This is a genomic window from Ideonella aquatica (assembly GCF_018069755.1).
Lineage (GTDB): Bacteria > Pseudomonadota > Gammaproteobacteria > Burkholderiales > Burkholderiaceae_C > Ideonella > Ideonella aquatica.
Genome location: NZ_JAGQDE010000004.1, coordinates 166,111 through 180,786, shown reverse-complemented (window position 1 = coordinate 180,786; position 14,676 = coordinate 166,111). Strand labels below are relative to the sequence as shown.

General features: G+C 70.6%; 12 protein-coding genes, 1 other RNA gene and 2 riboswitches. Of the genes, 9 read left to right on the top strand and 4 right to left on the bottom strand.

All coding sequences use genetic code 11. The features are described from left to right. Window positions 1-52 precede the first annotated feature (52 nt). Window positions 53-802, top strand: a complete 750-nt coding sequence (locus tag KAK06_RS07140; RefSeq protein ID WP_210801241.1) for a Crp/Fnr family transcriptional regulator — start codon at window positions 53-55, stop codon at window positions 800-802. 27 nt (window positions 803-829) lie between these two features. Beyond that, window positions 830-2,308, top strand: coding sequence for a sensor histidine kinase (locus KAK06_RS07135; RefSeq protein WP_210801240.1), 1,479 nt, complete (start codon window positions 830-832; stop codon window positions 2,306-2,308). Between the two features lie 9 nt (window positions 2,309-2,317). Here the strand turns inward: KAK06_RS07135 and KAK06_RS07130 are convergent, their stop codons facing one another. Further along, on the bottom strand, window positions 2,318-2,998 hold the full coding sequence (locus KAK06_RS07130) for a response regulator transcription factor (protein WP_210801239.1): 681 nt from the start codon (window positions 2,996-2,998) through the stop codon (window positions 2,318-2,320). Window positions 2,999-3,052: 54 nt separating this feature from the next. Here KAK06_RS07130 and ffs point away from each other — a divergent pair. Further along, an RNA gene (gene ffs, locus KAK06_RS07125) (signal recognition particle sRNA small type) lies at window positions 3,053-3,150 on the top strand. A 44-nt stretch (window positions 3,151-3,194) separates the two neighbouring features. Here the strand turns inward: ffs and KAK06_RS07120 are convergent. From KAK06_RS07120 to KAK06_RS07110, 3 genes are read right to left on the bottom strand one after another with little or no spacing between them, the layout of a single operon-like run. Beyond that, window positions 3,195-3,980: an enoyl-CoA hydratase gene (locus KAK06_RS07120; RefSeq protein WP_210801238.1), complete on the bottom strand. Its 786-nt coding sequence runs from the start codon at window positions 3,978-3,980 to the stop codon at window positions 3,195-3,197. A 17-nt stretch (window positions 3,981-3,997) separates the two neighbouring features. Then, the gene (locus KAK06_RS07115; protein WP_210801237.1) at window positions 3,998-5,647 is read right to left on the bottom strand and encodes an acyl-CoA synthetase; all 1,650 of its coding nucleotides are present in this window, start codon (window positions 5,645-5,647) and stop codon (window positions 3,998-4,000) included. Window positions 5,648-5,697: 50 nt separating this feature from the next. Further along, a complete protein-coding gene (locus KAK06_RS07110; protein WP_210801236.1) occupies window positions 5,698-6,489 on the bottom strand; it encodes a nitroreductase family protein in 792 nt (263 codons plus the stop codon). Window positions 6,490-6,551: 62 nt separating this feature from the next. Continuing rightward, window positions 6,552-6,639: riboswitch (glycine riboswitch) on the top strand. Window positions 6,640-6,652: 13 nt separating this feature from the next. Continuing rightward, window positions 6,653-6,764: riboswitch (glycine riboswitch) on the top strand. Window positions 6,765-6,809: 45 nt separating this feature from the next. Here KAK06_RS07110 and gcvT point away from each other — a divergent pair. From gcvT to KAK06_RS07080, 6 genes are all read left to right on the top strand, one after another. Then, window positions 6,810-7,955, top strand: a complete 1,146-nt coding sequence (gcvT, locus tag KAK06_RS07105; protein WP_210801235.1) for a glycine cleavage system aminomethyltransferase GcvT — start codon at window positions 6,810-6,812, stop codon at window positions 7,953-7,955. Between the two features lie 29 nt (window positions 7,956-7,984). Further along, window positions 7,985-8,359 (top strand): glycine cleavage system protein GcvH, encoded by a 375-nt coding sequence (gene gcvH, locus KAK06_RS07100; RefSeq protein WP_210801234.1) that lies wholly within the window; start codon window positions 7,985-7,987, stop codon window positions 8,357-8,359. 45 nt (window positions 8,360-8,404) lie between these two features. Beyond that, window positions 8,405-11,299 carry an aminomethyl-transferring glycine dehydrogenase gene (gcvP, locus tag KAK06_RS07095; protein WP_210801233.1) on the top strand — a complete coding sequence of 965 codons (2,895 nt, stop codon included), beginning with the start codon at window positions 8,405-8,407 and terminating at the stop codon, window positions 11,297-11,299. A 79-nt stretch (window positions 11,300-11,378) separates the two neighbouring features. Continuing rightward, window positions 11,379-12,770 (top strand): L-serine ammonia-lyase, encoded by a 1,392-nt coding sequence (locus KAK06_RS07090; protein ID WP_210801232.1) that lies wholly within the window; start codon window positions 11,379-11,381, stop codon window positions 12,768-12,770. 96 nt (window positions 12,771-12,866) lie between these two features. Beyond that, the gene (locus KAK06_RS07085) at window positions 12,867-13,685 is read left to right on the top strand and encodes a hypothetical protein (protein ID WP_210801231.1); all 819 of its coding nucleotides are present in this window, start codon (window positions 12,867-12,869) and stop codon (window positions 13,683-13,685) included. Then, window positions 13,686-14,675 (top strand): toll/interleukin-1 receptor domain-containing protein, encoded by a 990-nt coding sequence (locus KAK06_RS07080; RefSeq protein ID WP_210801230.1) that lies wholly within the window; start codon window positions 13,686-13,688, stop codon window positions 14,673-14,675. Window position 14,676: the final 1 nt, after the last annotated feature.

Genomic DNA, 14,676 nt, shown 5'->3' with positions numbered 1-14,676 from the left:
ATTTTCTGATCTGAAAGCTCAGATATGATTCTCCCTGATCAGAGGGAGATGAATGGGCGAGCATGGACAGCCGTGGCAGGCACCCGAGGTCGCAACCGGCGCCAAGGCGGATCCGGCGGGACCGACGTGGCCGAACCGCGGCCAGGAGACGGTCAGTCTGGCGCAGCTGCTGCGCCGACTGCCTCTGTTCGCCAGCCTCGATGAGCCGGCGGCCGCCGAGCTCGCCCGCCATTGCAGCAAGCGCCGCATCCGCCGTGGCGAGCTGATCCAGATGCAAGGCGCGCGCACGTCCGAGCTGGGCGTGCTGCTGTCGGGCCGTGCGCACAGTTTCCGCACCGATCCCCGCGGCCGCGAGGTCATCATCGACCTGATCCGCGTCGGTGACCCGCTGGGCGATCTGGCACTGATTGACGGCCAGCCTCATTCCAGCAGCGTACGCAGCGAAGAAGAATGCGATCTGCTGGTGGTCCCCGGCCCGGTCTTTGCGGTCACCCTGGCCACGCGTCCCCTGGTGGCACAGGTGCTGCTGATGCAGCTGTCACAGCGCGTGCGCACCGCCTATCGGCGCGTGGCCTCGCTGGCTCACCAGGACGTTGGCGAACGCCTGCTGCAGCGCCTGATGGACCTCTCGGTGCCCGATGGCGACGAGTGGGTGCTGCGCGAGCGCATCGCCCGGCAGGATCTGGCCAAGATGATCGGCGCCTCGCGCGAGATGGTCAGCCGCACCATGAAAGAACTCGAGACGACGCGTACCATCCGCTACCGTGCCGATGGCTCGATCGTGTTGCGCAGGCTGACCTGAGCGGCCCGGCCGCCACGGCCAGCGCCCATGCTCTCGCTGATTTCCGTCCCCTCGCTGTTCGTCGCCTCGTCCATCACCCAGGGCCTGCTGGGGGTGAGTTGCTGGCTGCTGCTGCGCCAGCGCCATGCCAGCGACCGCCTGCGGCCCTGGGCCTTTGCCGCGGTGGCCAACGGCGGCTGGATGCTGCTGCTGGGCCTGCGCGGCATCGTGCCGGACTGGGCGGGTTTCGCACTCGCGAACACGCTGGCCTTTGCCGGCATGCTGCTGACCCATCTCGCCTTGCGGCGCGAGGCCGGTGACATGCCTCAGGTCGGCCCACTGGGTGCGCTGTGGCTGCTGTTGAGCGTGAGCTACCTGTTGGTCGATCTGGTGGCCGGCACCAGCGCGCGCTTCGTCCTGGCCGCCAGCGTGCTGGCCGCCGGCTTCTTCATCAATGCCCGCCTGGCCTGGCGCGCGGCCGCGCTGCTGCCCTCGCGCAGTGGCCGCTGGCTGGCCGGCCTGCTGGGAGGCTGGGCGACGGTGGCCCTGGCGCGGGTGGCCTGGGCCCTGTGGGACCCGCCATCGGCCAACGTGGCGGCACTGAACCCGGCCAACCTGGCCACCTGGATCATGTGCTACGCCCTGGGCCTGTTCGGCAACGTCGCCTACCTGGGCATGGTGCTCGACCGCGTGCGCTCCAGCGAGGCCCGCGCCCAGGCCGCCGAGTACGCCGAGCGGGCCCGCCGCGAATCGGCCGAGCAGCATGCCGGCCAGCTGACCGAGGCCCTGACCCAGCTCGACGCCCTGGCCCGTGAGCGCGAGCAGTTGCTGGGCGTGCTGGCCCACGAGATCCGCCAGCCCTTGCACCGCGCCACCGGCGCCCTGCTATCGGCCGGCGCCGCGCTGCGGGGCCCACGGGCCGACGTACAGGCCATCGCCGAGCGCCTGGACGCCGCCGAGACCGTGCTGGGCGAGCTGCGCTCGGTGCTGGACAACACACTGGCCGCGGCCCAGATCCTCACCCGGCGCGAGCAGGTCACGCTGCAGGACGTGGACCTGGATCTGCTGATCGAGCTGGTGATGGGCGATCTGGCGCCCGACCAGCGCCAGCGCGTGGTGGTGGAGCGCCTGACCCGCCTGCGCACGCTGGAGGTGGAGCCCGGCCTGGTGCGCCTGGCGCTGCGCAATCTGCTGCGCAACGCCTTCGTCCACGGCGGCGACGGTCAGTCCCTGGTGCAACTGCGCATCGAGGAGAGTCACTCGCCCTATGGCATGGCCCTGTCGGTGTGCGACCACGGCCATGGCCTGAGCGCCTCGCACTGGGCCCACCTGGACGATCCAGCCACCCACCACAAGCCCTTTCCCAGCCAGCGCGGCCAGGGCCTGGGGCTGAGCGTGGTGCGGCAGATCATGTCGGTGCACGGCGGCCAGCTGGTGCTGCGCCCGGTCCAGCCCAGCGGGCTGGAAGCCACGATGCTCTTCCCCTGGCCCGACACCCGCACCAGCCCACGCCAGCGCCTGGCCTGAGGCCCCGCCTCAGGCGCGTCGCAGCTCGGCCTTGAACAGGTAACCCTGGCGCGAACGCGACTGCAACGGCACCAGGGCCGGCGTGGCGCGCTCGATGCGCCGGCGCAGGCGGTAGATCGTGGCGTGCAGCGCGTTGGGATCCTCGCTGTCCAGGCCCAGGCGGCGCGTCAGCTCGTCGCGGCCCACGGTCTGGCCGGGGTGTTCCAGCAGGCTCTCCATCACCTGCAGGTCGGTGGGGCTGAGCTCGATCAGCGCGCCATCGGGGGCGCGCAGCGTGGCATGGGCGGCATCGAGTACCCACACTTCCTGCTGCGAGCCCCCTCGGCCGCTGCGGCGGTAGATCGCGCGGATGCCGGTCAGGATCTGCTCGAAGGTGGCGGGCTTGACCAGCAGCATGTCGGCGCCGGCCTCGATGACCTGCCCAAAGACATCGCTGCCCAGCTTGCCCGACACCACCAGGATGCCGGCGTTGGTGCGCTTGCGCAGAAGGCGCAGCAGGTCCAGGCCGTCAATGCCGGGCAGCATCAGGTCGACCACGTAGAACTCGTGCTCGAAGGCGCCGTCGCTGGTCAGCAGGTCGTCGCTGTCGGCAAAACTGCTGACCGACACACCCAGCCCGCTCAGGAATTCGGCCAGGTAACCGCTGAAGTCCGCATCGTCGTCGACCAGGGCGAGGGAGTTGGGCAGCATGGTTGACAGTGTAGTGTCCGCCACCAGACGCCCAGCTCGCCTACAATAGCGAGTGACGGGCCTCCTCGCATGGAAGCGCGGCCAACCGGGTCAGGTGGGGAACCAAGCAGCCCTAACCGTTGTGACCAGTGCCGGGGTTCAGGCTCGTCACCCTTTTCCCGTCAGCCGCCGTGCGCCTTGTGCGCCGGCGGCTGATTCATTTCCAGGCCGGTGCACGCTTCTCGATGAAGGCCTGCACGCCTTCCAGCGCCGAGTCGTCCATCATGTTGCAGGCCATGGTCTGGCCGGCGTCGACATAAGCCGCCTCGATGCCGGACTCCAGTTGGCGGTAGAACAGCTGCTTGCCCATCGCCACCGCCACCCGCGGCTTGGCCACGATGCTGGCCACCAGCGCCTCGACCGCCTCGTCCAGCGCCTCGGGCGCGGCCACACGGTTGACCAGGCCCTTGCTGCGCGCCTCGTCGGCCGAGATGAACTCGCCGGTCACCAGCATCTCGTAGGCCGCCTTGCGGCCCAGGTTGCGGCTCAGCGCCACCGCCGGCGTGGAGCAGAACAGGCCCAGGTTGACGCCGCTGACCGCAAAGCGCGCGGTGCTGGCGGCCACCGCCAGGTCGCACATCGCCACCAGCTGGCAGCCGGCCGCGGTGGCAATGCCCTGCACCTGGGCCACCACCGGCACCGGCAGCTTCTGGATCGCCATCATCACCTTGGCGCACTGGGCGAACAGGCGGCGGTAGTAGGCCTCGGAGGGGTCGGCGCGCATCTCCTTCAGGTCATGGCCGGCGCAGAAGGCCTTGCCCGCGGCGGCCAGCACGACCACGCGCACGGTGTCGTCACGGGCGATGGCGTCCAGCTCGGTCTGCAGCGCGGCCAGCATGGCCTCGGACAGCGAATTGAAGGCCTGCGGCCGGTTCAGCGTCAGCGTCAGCACGCCGCGCGCATCCTGGCGGCGCAGCAGCAGCGGGTCCTCGGTGGTCAGCATGGGGGTCTCCTGTCGGGTCATTCAAAGGCCTGCGCCGACTTCGCACGGTCGCGCAGCATGAACTTCTGGATCTTGCCGGTGCTGGTCTTGGGGATCGGCTCGAAGCGGATCTCGCGCGGCACCTTGTAGCCGGCCAGCAGGCCCTTGCAGTGGGCCACCAGCTCCTCGGCCGTGACCTGCGCACCCGCGGCCAGCTCGATGAAGGCCACCGGCGTCTCGCCCCATTTCGGGTCGGGCTTGGCCACCACCGCGCAGGCGGCCACCGCCGGGTGGCGGTACAGCGCGTCCTCCACCTCGATCGAGCTGATGTTCTCGCCGCCCGAGATGATGATGTCCTTGCTGCGGTCCTTGATCTTGACGTAGCGGTCGCTCTCCAGCACCGCCAGGTCGCCGGTGTGGAACCAGCCGCCCTCGAAGGCCTTGTCGGTGGCCGAGGGGTTCTTCAGGTAGCCCTTCATCGCGATGTTGCCGCGGAACATGATCTCGCCCATGGTCTGGCCATCGGCCGGCACCTCGGTCATGGTCTCGGGGTCCATCACCGTCATGCCCTCTTGCAGCGCGTAGCGCACGCCCTGGCGACCGTTCAGGCGGGTCTGTTCGGACAGACTCTCTCCGGCCCAGTGGGGGCGCTTGACTGCCACCGAGGCCGGGCCGTAGACCTCGGTCAGGCCGTAGACGTGGGTGATGTCAAAGCCCAGCCTGGCCATGCCCTCGATCATCGCCGCCGGCGGCGCCGCGCCGGCCACCATGCCGCGCACGCGCTGGGTGATGCCGTCGCGCAGCGCCGGGTCGGCGCTGATCAGCAGGTTGTGCACGATGGGGGCGGCGCAGTAGTGGTCCACACGGTGCTCGCGCATCGCCGCCAGGATGTTCGCCGCATCCACCCGGCGCAGACACACGTGGGTGCCGCCCAGCATCGCCACGGTCCAGGGGAAGCACCAGCCATTGCAGTGGAACATCGGCAGCGTCCACAGGTAGACCGGGAAGTGCGGCATGGTCCAGGTGGCCGCGTTGCACACTGCGTTGAGGTAGGCGCCGCGGTGGTGGGTGACCACGCCCTTGGGATCACCCGTGGTGCCGCTGGTGTAGCTCACCGCGATCGCATCCCACTCGTCGGCCGGGCCGTCCAGCCGGGCCAGCGGCGCATGGGCGGCCAGCAGGGCCTCGTACTCGTGGCTGCCCACGCGTTCGGCACGGCCGGTGTGCTCGCTGTCGGCCACGTCGATCACCACCGGGTCGCGGCCATGCTTCTCACGCAGCAGGCGCAGGGCTTCGTACATCACCGGGCCGAACTCGGTGTCGGTGATCACCACCTGGGCCTCGCAGTGGTTCATCTGCCAGGCCAGCAGTGACGCGTCAAGCCGCGTGTTCAGGGTGTTGAGCACCGCGTTCAGCGCGGGCACCGCGTAGTGCACCTCCACCATCTCCGGCGTGTTGGGCAGCATCACGGTGACGGTGCTGCCGCGGCCCACGCCCAGGGACTTCAGCGCCGCGGCCAGACGGGCGCTGCGCTCGCGCACCTGGGCCCAGGTGTAGCGGCGCGCGCCGTGGATCACCGCCGGCAGGTCGGCAAAGACCTCGGCGCTGCGCTCCAAGAAGCTGACCGGCGACAGCGGCACGTGGTTGGCGGGGTTGCGGTCAAGGTGCAGGTCGTAGATCGAGCTCATGAAAATGCTCCCAGGGGTTCTCCGGACTGTAGCGCCGCCGGCCCGGCCGGTCAGGCCAGGAAGCCGTTGCGGCGCAACGCGCGCTCGATGTCGGCGCTGAATTCGGCAAAGACGTCCGGGTCGTACTTGATCGGGCTGGTGTAGTAGTGGGCCAGCGAATCGATGCCCAGCGCCTGCCATTGCTCGGCCATGTGCGGCACGGCCAGGTAGCGGGCCTTGCCGCGCTCGTCGCGGTCGCGGAAATCACGCTCGATGCTGGCGGCGTCCGGGCGCTGGTAGCGCTCGTCATGGATCCAGGCACTCGCCGGCAGGCGGTCGCGCTGGGCCGGCGCCTCGTCGGGCCAGCCCACCACCAGCGTGGTCACCGGCAGCACGTGGTCGGGGCAGTCCAGCAGCGCGGCGATGGCCGCCATCGAGAACAGCGTGGTGCCCATGTAGCAGATGCCCAGGCCGCGGCTCTCCAGCGCCAGCGCGGCGGTCTGGGCGATGATCATCGCGTCGAAGCTGGCCACGTGCCAGCTGACCAGGTCGGAGAACCCCAGCCGCGCACCGCGCTGGGCCAGCCAGGTGCGGGTGCGGTGGGTGTCGGCGCAAAAGGTCAGCAGCAGCGGCGCCTGCAGGATCATGTCCTGCTCCCCATGCAGCGTGTGCAACTGGCGACGCAGGCCCTCGTCCCGGGTCTTGATGACCGAGACCATGTTCAGGTTGCCGCTGGACGAACTGCCCTGCAGCGCGTCGATCAGGCTGGCGTCGACCAGCGCATCGTCCACCGGGTCCTGGCGGAAGCTGCGGATCGACCGGTGTGCCTGCAGCAGGCGATGGACAGCGTCAGCGTCGGTCATGTCAGCGGGCTGGCTAATGGGGATTCGCCCATGATGCCTCAGCGGCCGCGCGCTGCTACACTGGCCCCTTGTCAGGAGAGAGCCCCACCCGGGGCCGCCGAAGGCGCAGGGCCCACCCGAACGCTCAGGCAAAAGGACTGGCAAGGCGCGTGGCCCCGGCCATGCGCTCCTCACTGGAGAGAGGCGGACCCTGGAGTCCGTCCACCGAAGGGGCAAGCCCGGCCGTGTGAAGCGGCGGGGTCAATCTCTCAGGTAAAGCGGACAGCGGGGGCATTTCGAACGGCCAGACCTTCCCGAACTGCCCCTTGGACACCGCCCTGATGAGCACGCCTGACACCCCTTTGCTGACCACCCCCCTCAACGACCTGCACCTGGAACTGGGCGCCCGCATGGTGCCCTTTGCCGGCTACAGCATGCCGGTGCAGTACCCCGCCGGGCTGATGGCCGAGCACCGCCAGTGCCGCTCGGCCGCCGCGTTGTTCGATGTCTCGCACATGGGTCAACTGCGCCTGGTGGGCGCCGACGCGGCAGCCGCGCTGGAAACCCTGGTGCCGGTGGACATCGTCGACCTCCCGGTGGGCAAGCAGCGCTATGCGCTGTTCACCAATGAACAAGGTGGCCTGCTCGACGACCTGATGGTCACCCGCCCCGCGCTGGACGCGCGCGCGGCCTTTGGCGACCTGTTCGTGGTGGTCAACGCCGGCTGCAAGGCCCAGGACATCGCCCACCTGCAGGCCGGCATCGGCCAGCGCTGCCAGGTCATCCCGATGCCCGAGCGCGCGCTGCTGGCGCTGCAAGGCCCGCAGGCGGTGACCGCGCTGGCCCGGCTGAACCCCGATGTGTCCAGCCTCACCTTCATGACCGGTGGCCGCTTTGCGCTCGATGGCCTGGATTGCTTCGTCACCCGCTCGGGCTACACCGGCGAAGATGGTTTCGAGATCTCGGTGCACCAGGACCAGGCCGTGGCGCTGGCCCGTGCGCTGCTGGCGCAGCCCGAGGTGCAGCCCGCCGGCCTGGGCGCGCGCGACACACTGCGCCTGGAAGCCGGCCTGTGCCTCTATGGCCACGACATCGACACCGCCACCACCCCGGTAGAGGCCGCACTCACCTGGGCCATCCAGAAGGTGCGCCGCGCCGGTGGCGCGCGGGCTGGTGGCTATCCCGGCGCCGCGGTGATCGACGCCCAGTTGGCCGCTGGCGCCGCGCGCAAGCGCGTCGGCCTGCTCGGCCAGGAGCGCGCCCCGGTGCGCGAGGGCACGGCCCTCTTCGCCGCTGACGGCACCGCCCTGGGCACCGTCACCAGCGGCACGCTGGGCCCCACCGTCGGCCAGCCGGTAGCCATGGCCTACCTGCCCGCCGCCTACGCCGCCGTCGGCACGGCCGTCTTCGCCGAAGTGCGCGGCAAGCGCCTGCCGATGACCGTGACCGCCATGCCCTTCACCCCCAACCGCTACTACCGCGGCTGAATCCTCTTCCCCCCACAGGAGCCAACCCCATGACGACCAAGTTCACCGCCGACCACGAGTGGATCAACATCGAGGACCATGAGGCCGCCGTCGTCGGCATCACGCTGCACGCGCAGGACGCGCTGGGCGACGTGGTCTTCGTCGACCTGCCCGAGGTGGGCAAGACCTACGCCAAGGGCGACGTGGCCGGCGTGGTCGAGTCGGTCAAGGCCGCGGCCGACATCTACATGCCGGTCACCGGCGAAATCGTCGCCGTCAATGAAGACCTGCGCAACGACCCCTCGCTGGCCAACAGCGACCCGCTGGGCACGGGTTGGTTCTTCACCGTCAAGGTCACCGACATGGCCCAGTTCGACGAGCTGATGGACCCGCCGGCCTACGACGCGCTGCTCAAGACCCTGTGATCCCCGGCGCCTCGGCGCCTGACCCTGACCACCCGCCTGCCGCCCATGCCCACCGCCCTGCCCCTGGCCGCGCTCGAAACCGACCGCGAGTTCGCCCCCCGCCACATCGGCCCCGGCGCCGCTGATGAACCGCTGATGCTGGCCGCCATTGGCGCCGCCTCGCGCGAGGCGCTGATGCGCACGATCGTGCCCGAGAGCATCCGCCGCCCGGCGCCGATGGACCTGCCCGCCCCGGTGGGCGAGGCCCAGGCCCTGGCCGAGCTGCGCGCGATCGCGGCGAAGAACCAGGTCTTCAAGAGCTTCATCGGCCAGGGCTACCACGGCACCCTTGTGCCGGGCGTGGTGCTGCGCAACATCCTTGAGAACCCGGCCTGGTACACCGCCTACACGCCCTACCAGGCCGAGATCTCGCAGGGCCGCATGGAGGCGCTGGTGAACTTCCAGACCATGGTCTGCGACCTCACCGGCATGGCCATCGCCAACGCCAGCATGCTGGATGAAGCCACGGCTGCCGCCGAGGCCATGACCCTGGCCAAGCGCTCGGTCAGGAGCAAGAGCGACACGATCATCGTCGCCGGCGACTGCCATCCGCAAACCATCGAGGTCATCCGCACCCGCGCCGAACCGCTGGGCATCCAGGTGCTGGTGGGCATGGCGCCGCAGCTGATGGCCGAGCACGACTACTTCGCGGTGATCGCGCAGTACCCGTCCACCACCGGCCTGATCCACGACCTCAAGCCCTTCGTGGAGCAGGCCCACGCCAAGCAGGCTGCCTTCATCGTGGCGGCCGACCTGCTGGCGCTGACGCTGCTGGTGCCGCCCGGCGAGTTCGGCGCCGACATCGTGCTGGGCAACACCCAGCGCTTCGGCGTGCCCATGGGCGCTGGCGGCCCCCACGCCGCCTACCTGGCCTGCCGCGACGAGTACAAGCGCTCGATGCCTGGCCGCCTGGTCGGTGTCTCGATCGACGCCCACGGCGCCCCCGCCTACCGCCTGGCGCTGCAGACCCGCGAGCAGCACATCCGCCGCGAGAAGGCCACCTCCAACATCTGCACCGCACAGGTGCTTCTGGCGGTGATGGCCAGCATGTACGCGGTCTACCACGGCCCCGAGGGCCTGACCCGCATCGCCCGCCGCGTGGCGCGCTACACCGCCATCCTCTCGGCCGGCCTGCAGCAGATGGGCGTCAAGGTGCTGACGCCGCACGCCTTCGATACCATCGCGGTCGAGACGGCTGAGCGCACCGACGCCGTGCTGGCCGCCGCCCGCGCCGAGCGCGCCAACCTGCGCCGCCTGTCCGATCGCATCGTCGGCATCGCGCTGGACGAAACCACCACCCGCGCCGACCTGGCCGCGCTGTGGCGCTGGCTGGCACCCGCGGGCGCCACGCTTCCCACGGTCGAGGCGCTGGCCAACGACTGCGACAGCCTGATCCCGGCCGCACTGCAGCGCCAATCGGCCTTCCTGACCCACCCGGTCTTCCACCGCCACCACTCCGAGACCGCGATGCTGCGCTACCTGCGCAGCCTGGCCGACAAGGACCTGGCGCTGGACCGCAGCATGATTCCGCTGGGCTCGTGCACGATGAAGCTCAACGCGACCAGCGAGATGATCCCCATCACCTGGCCCGAGTTCGCCGAGCCCCACCCCTTTGCACCCGCCGATCAGCTGCAGGGCTACGCCGAGCTGAATGCACAGCTGTGCGGCTGGCTCAGCCAGGCCACCGGCTACGCCGGCATCAGCCTGCAACCCAACGCCGGCTCGCAGGGCGAGTACGCCGGCCTGCTGGCCATCCGCGGCTGGCACGCCTCGCGCGGTGATGCGCAGCGCACGGTCTGCCTGATCCCCGAAAGCGCCCACGGCACCAACCCGGCGTCGGCGCAGATGGCCGGCATGAGCGTGGTGGTGGTCAAGTGCGACCCCAACGGCAGCGTCGACCTGGACGACCTGCAGGCCAAGTGCGAGGCGAACGCCGACAAGCTGGCCTGCATCATGATCACCTACCCCTCCACCTACGGCGTCTTCGAGCCGCGGGTGAAGGAGCTGTGCGCCATGGTCCACCGCTTCGGCGGCCGGGTCTATGTGGACGGCGCCAACATGAACGCGCTGGTCGGCCTGGCCGCGCCCGGCGAGTTCGGCGGCGACGTCAGCCACCTGAACCTGCACAAGACCTTCTGCATCCCGCACGGCGGCGGTGGCCCGGGCGTCGGCCCGGTCTGCGTGGTCGAGGACCTGGTGCCTTTCCTGCCGGGCCATGCCACGGCCGGACAGACGCGTGAGGGCGGCGTCGGCGCCGTCAGCGCGGCCGCGCTGGGCAACGCGGCGGTGTTGCCGATCAGCTGGATGTACATCCGCATGATGGGCGCCCAGGGCCTGAAGGACGCCACCGAGGTGGCCATCCTGAACGCCAACTACGTGGCCGCGCGCCTGGCGCCGCACTACGACATCCACTTCAGCGGCGGCCACGGCGGCATCGCCGGTGGCGGCGTGGCGCACGAGTGCATCCTGGACCTGCGCCCGCTGAAGGACAGCTCCGGCGTCAGCGCCGAGGACGTGGCCAAGCGCCTGATCGACTACGGCTTCCACGCCCCTACGCTGAGCTTCCCGGTCGCCGGCACGCTGATGGTGGAGCCCACCGAGAGCGAGAGCAAGGCCGAACTGGACCGTTTCTGCGACGCGATGATCGCCATCCGCGACGAGATCCGCCAGGTCGAGGCCGGTGCCTGGCCGCGCGAGGACAACCCGCTGAAGAACGCGCCCCACACCGCCGCCAGCCTGCTGGCCGCCGACTGGACGCACCCCTACACCCGCGAGCAGGCCGCGTACCCGGTGGCCAGCCTGCGCGCCGGCAAGTACTGGTCGCCGGTGGGCCGGGTTGACAACGTCTGGGGCGACCGCAACCTCAGCTGCAGCTGCCCGCCGATGTCCGACTACGCCTGACGCCGGGCCACGGACCCCGCCGCACAGAAAGGCCGGCACGACCGGCCCCGGTTCCCTTCCGCGTCACAGGAGACACGCGATGGCGGTTTCGGTCTTCGACCTTTTCAAGATCGGCATCGGGCCCAGCAGCTCGCACACGGTGGGGCCGATGCGGGCCGCGCGCCTGTTCACGCTGCGCCTGGCCCACGAGGGCCTGCTGGCCCGCACCGCGCGCGTGCACTGTGGCCTGTACGGCTCGCTGGGCGCCACCGGCAAGGGCCACGGCAGCGACACCGCGGTGCTGCTGGGCCTGGCCGGGCATGAGCCCGACACGGTCGATGTGGACCAGGTGCCGGCGCTGCTGGCAGCGATCCGTGCCGGCGGCCGTTTGGCGCTGAACGGTGAACATGCGGTGGCCTTCGACGAGGCGCGCGACCTGGCCTTCTTCCGCCGCGAGAGCCTGCCCTTCCACGCCAACGGCATGCGCCTGACGGCCTTCGACGCCAGCGGCGCCGAGCTGTGCCAGCGCGTGTACTACTCGGTGGGCGGCGGCTTCGTGGTCAGCGAGGAGGTGGCCGCCGACGGCAGCCGCCAGAAGAGCATCGCGCCCGACGCCACCGTGCTGCCGCTGCCCTTCACCAGCGGCGAGCAGTTGCTGGCACTGTGCCGGGAGCACGGCCTGTCGATCGCCCAGCTGATGCGCCGCAACGAGCGCCACTGGCGCAGCGATGCCGAGATCGACGCCGGCCTGCTGCGCATCTGGGCGGTGATGCAGGCCTGTGTGGAGCGCGGCTGCCGCGCTGAAGGCACGTTGCCCGGCGGCTTCAAGGTCAAGCGCCGCGCCAAGGCGCTGCGCGAGGCGCTGACCGCCAAGCCCGAGGAGGCCCTGCGCGACCCGCTGCAGGTGCTGGACTGGGTCAATCTGTACGCGCTGGCGGTCAACGAGGAGAACGCCGCCGGCGGTCGCGTGGTCACCGCACCCACCAACGGCGCGGCGGGCATCGTGCCGGCGGTGCTGCATTACTACACCCGCTTCGTGCCGGGGGCCACCCAGGCGGGCGTGGTCGATTTCCTGCTGACCGCCGCCGCGATCGGCATCCTCTACAAGGAAAACGCCAGCATCTCCGGCGCCGAGGTCGGCTGCCAAGGCGAGGTGGGTGTGGCCTGCTCGATGGCCGCCGGCGCGCTGTGCGCGGTGATGGGCGGCTCGCCCGAGCAGGCCGAGAACGCCGCCGAAATCGGCATGGAGCACCACCTGGGCCTGACCTGCGACCCGGTGGGCGGCCTGGTGCAGATCCCCTGCATCGAGCGCAACGCCATCGCCTCGGTCAAGGCCATCAATGCCGCGCGCATGGCGCTGCGGGGCGACGGCAGTCACTTGGTCAGCCTGGACAAGGTCATCAAGACGATGCGCGAAACCGGCGCCGACATGATGACCAAGTACAAGGAAACCGCGCGCGGCGGCCTGGCCGTCAACATCGTCGAGTGCTGAGCGCACCGCACCACCCCAGCACAAGGGGTGGTGCGTCACCGCGTTGGCGGCTACAAGGGCGGTGCGCCGGACAGGTGTCCGGCCCAGGGAGGACCGATGCCTGCGTGCCACTGCCCCACTCGACTGGGCCTGTGCAGCGCCCTGCTGCTGGCGCTGATCTGCCCATCCGCGCCGGCCCAGGCGCCCGCCGATCCCGCATTGCGCTTTGCGCAGATCAGGCAGGCCGCGGTGGCGGCGGATCCGGCGCTGGCCCAGCCCGCCCGGCCCGGCCTGCCTGGCGACCCGACGCCGCTGCTCGATTGCCTGTCGGCCGGCCTGGACCTGGGCGTCGACGACAAGGACCCGGAGGGCGGCGTGATCCAGATCGCGATGGAGGTCGAGCAGCTCGGCCAGTCGCTGCGCGCCCTGGCCGTGCCGCCCGCGGTGTGGCAGCCGCTGCTGGACACCATGCAGCGCGGGGCGATCGATGCGCTGACCCGCCTGGCGCAGCGCGGTGGGTCCGCCGCGGCCGACCAGGCCCTGAACCAGCGCCACACACAGCTGAAGGAGCAGCTGGAACAGGCGGTGATCCGCCACCAGCGGCAGCGCCGCGGCCCGCCGGTGGTGCTGCAAGAGGGCTGCGGCGCGGGCGAGCTGCCGGTGGAGCTCAGCACCCGACCACCCGGCGGCCAGGTCAGCTACATCACCCTGTTCCGCCACCGGCTGTGCGAGGTCCAGCGCATCGTGCCCACCGACCGCCAGCGCTGCCGCGGCTGGGTGGATGCGGTGAAGAAGCAGGAATTCCTCAGCGGCCAGTACGCTTACCAGGTGCGCTGGCCCGATGGTCAGCGCAGCAGCGGCGTCTTCGACACCCGGCCGGCCGCCATGGCCGATGGCCAGGGTGAAGACGTGGTGCGCATCCAGCTGCGCCGCTGAATGCCCAGCCCACCTCCCGCCTCCGTCTGGACCCGCGCGGCGCTGCGCTGGCGCCACCTGGAACCGCCCGGCTGGGTACTGCTGTCGCTGGCTGTGGTGGCGCTGGGCCTGTGGCGCGGTGGCACGGTGCCCCCCTGGCCCGGCGGCAGCGGGCCGCTGACCGCCGTCCTGGCGGTGGCCGGCGCGTTGGCGCTGGGCCGCTGGCGGGCGCAGCGGCGTCTGGCCGACGGGCGGGCGCTGCTGATCGGCGCCGCGGTGCTGATGCTGGTCGCGACCGGCGTGTTCCTGGCGCTGCTGTCGCGCTATACCTTCACCATCCCCAGCACCGGCGAGGTGGCGGTCAAGGGCTTCGTCTGCACGCCCGAGGCACGGCTGATCTACCCACTGACCTGCCCCGATGACGACCTGGACGCGCTGCGCTCGGCTGAGTACGAGGCCACGCGCATCTGGCAGGCCTGGAGCGTGGACCTGGTGCGCCTGGGCCTGCTGCTGTCCTGGTTCCTGGCCTGGACCGCCGCCTGCTGGCTGGCCACAGGGCTGGCTCGCCCCGGCTTCCAGTCCTTGATCCGCCACGCACCCGCCACGGCTGACGGGCAGCAGCCCTACCTGTTCGTCAGCTACGCCCACGCCGACCTGGCCGCGCTGCTGCCCATCCTGGACCGACTGCACGCCGCAGGCCAGCCGCTGTGGTTCGACAAGGGTCTGGAAGGCGCCAGCGATTGGGACACCAGCCTGGCGCTGCAGGTGCAGGGCTGCCAGGCGCTGCTGCTGTTCCTGTCGCCAGCCAGCGTGGCATCCCCCTGGGTGCAGCGCGAGGTGCGCTACGCCGATGACCTGGGCAAGCCGGTGTTCGCGGTGCGCATCGGCGACACTGCGCTGACACCGGCACTGGCCTTGCGGCTGGGCCGCAACCAGGTGATCGAAGGCAGCCCGGACGAGATCGCCATGCAGGTCCTGCAACGCTTCAGCCCGCCATCTGCAGCGGGCTGAG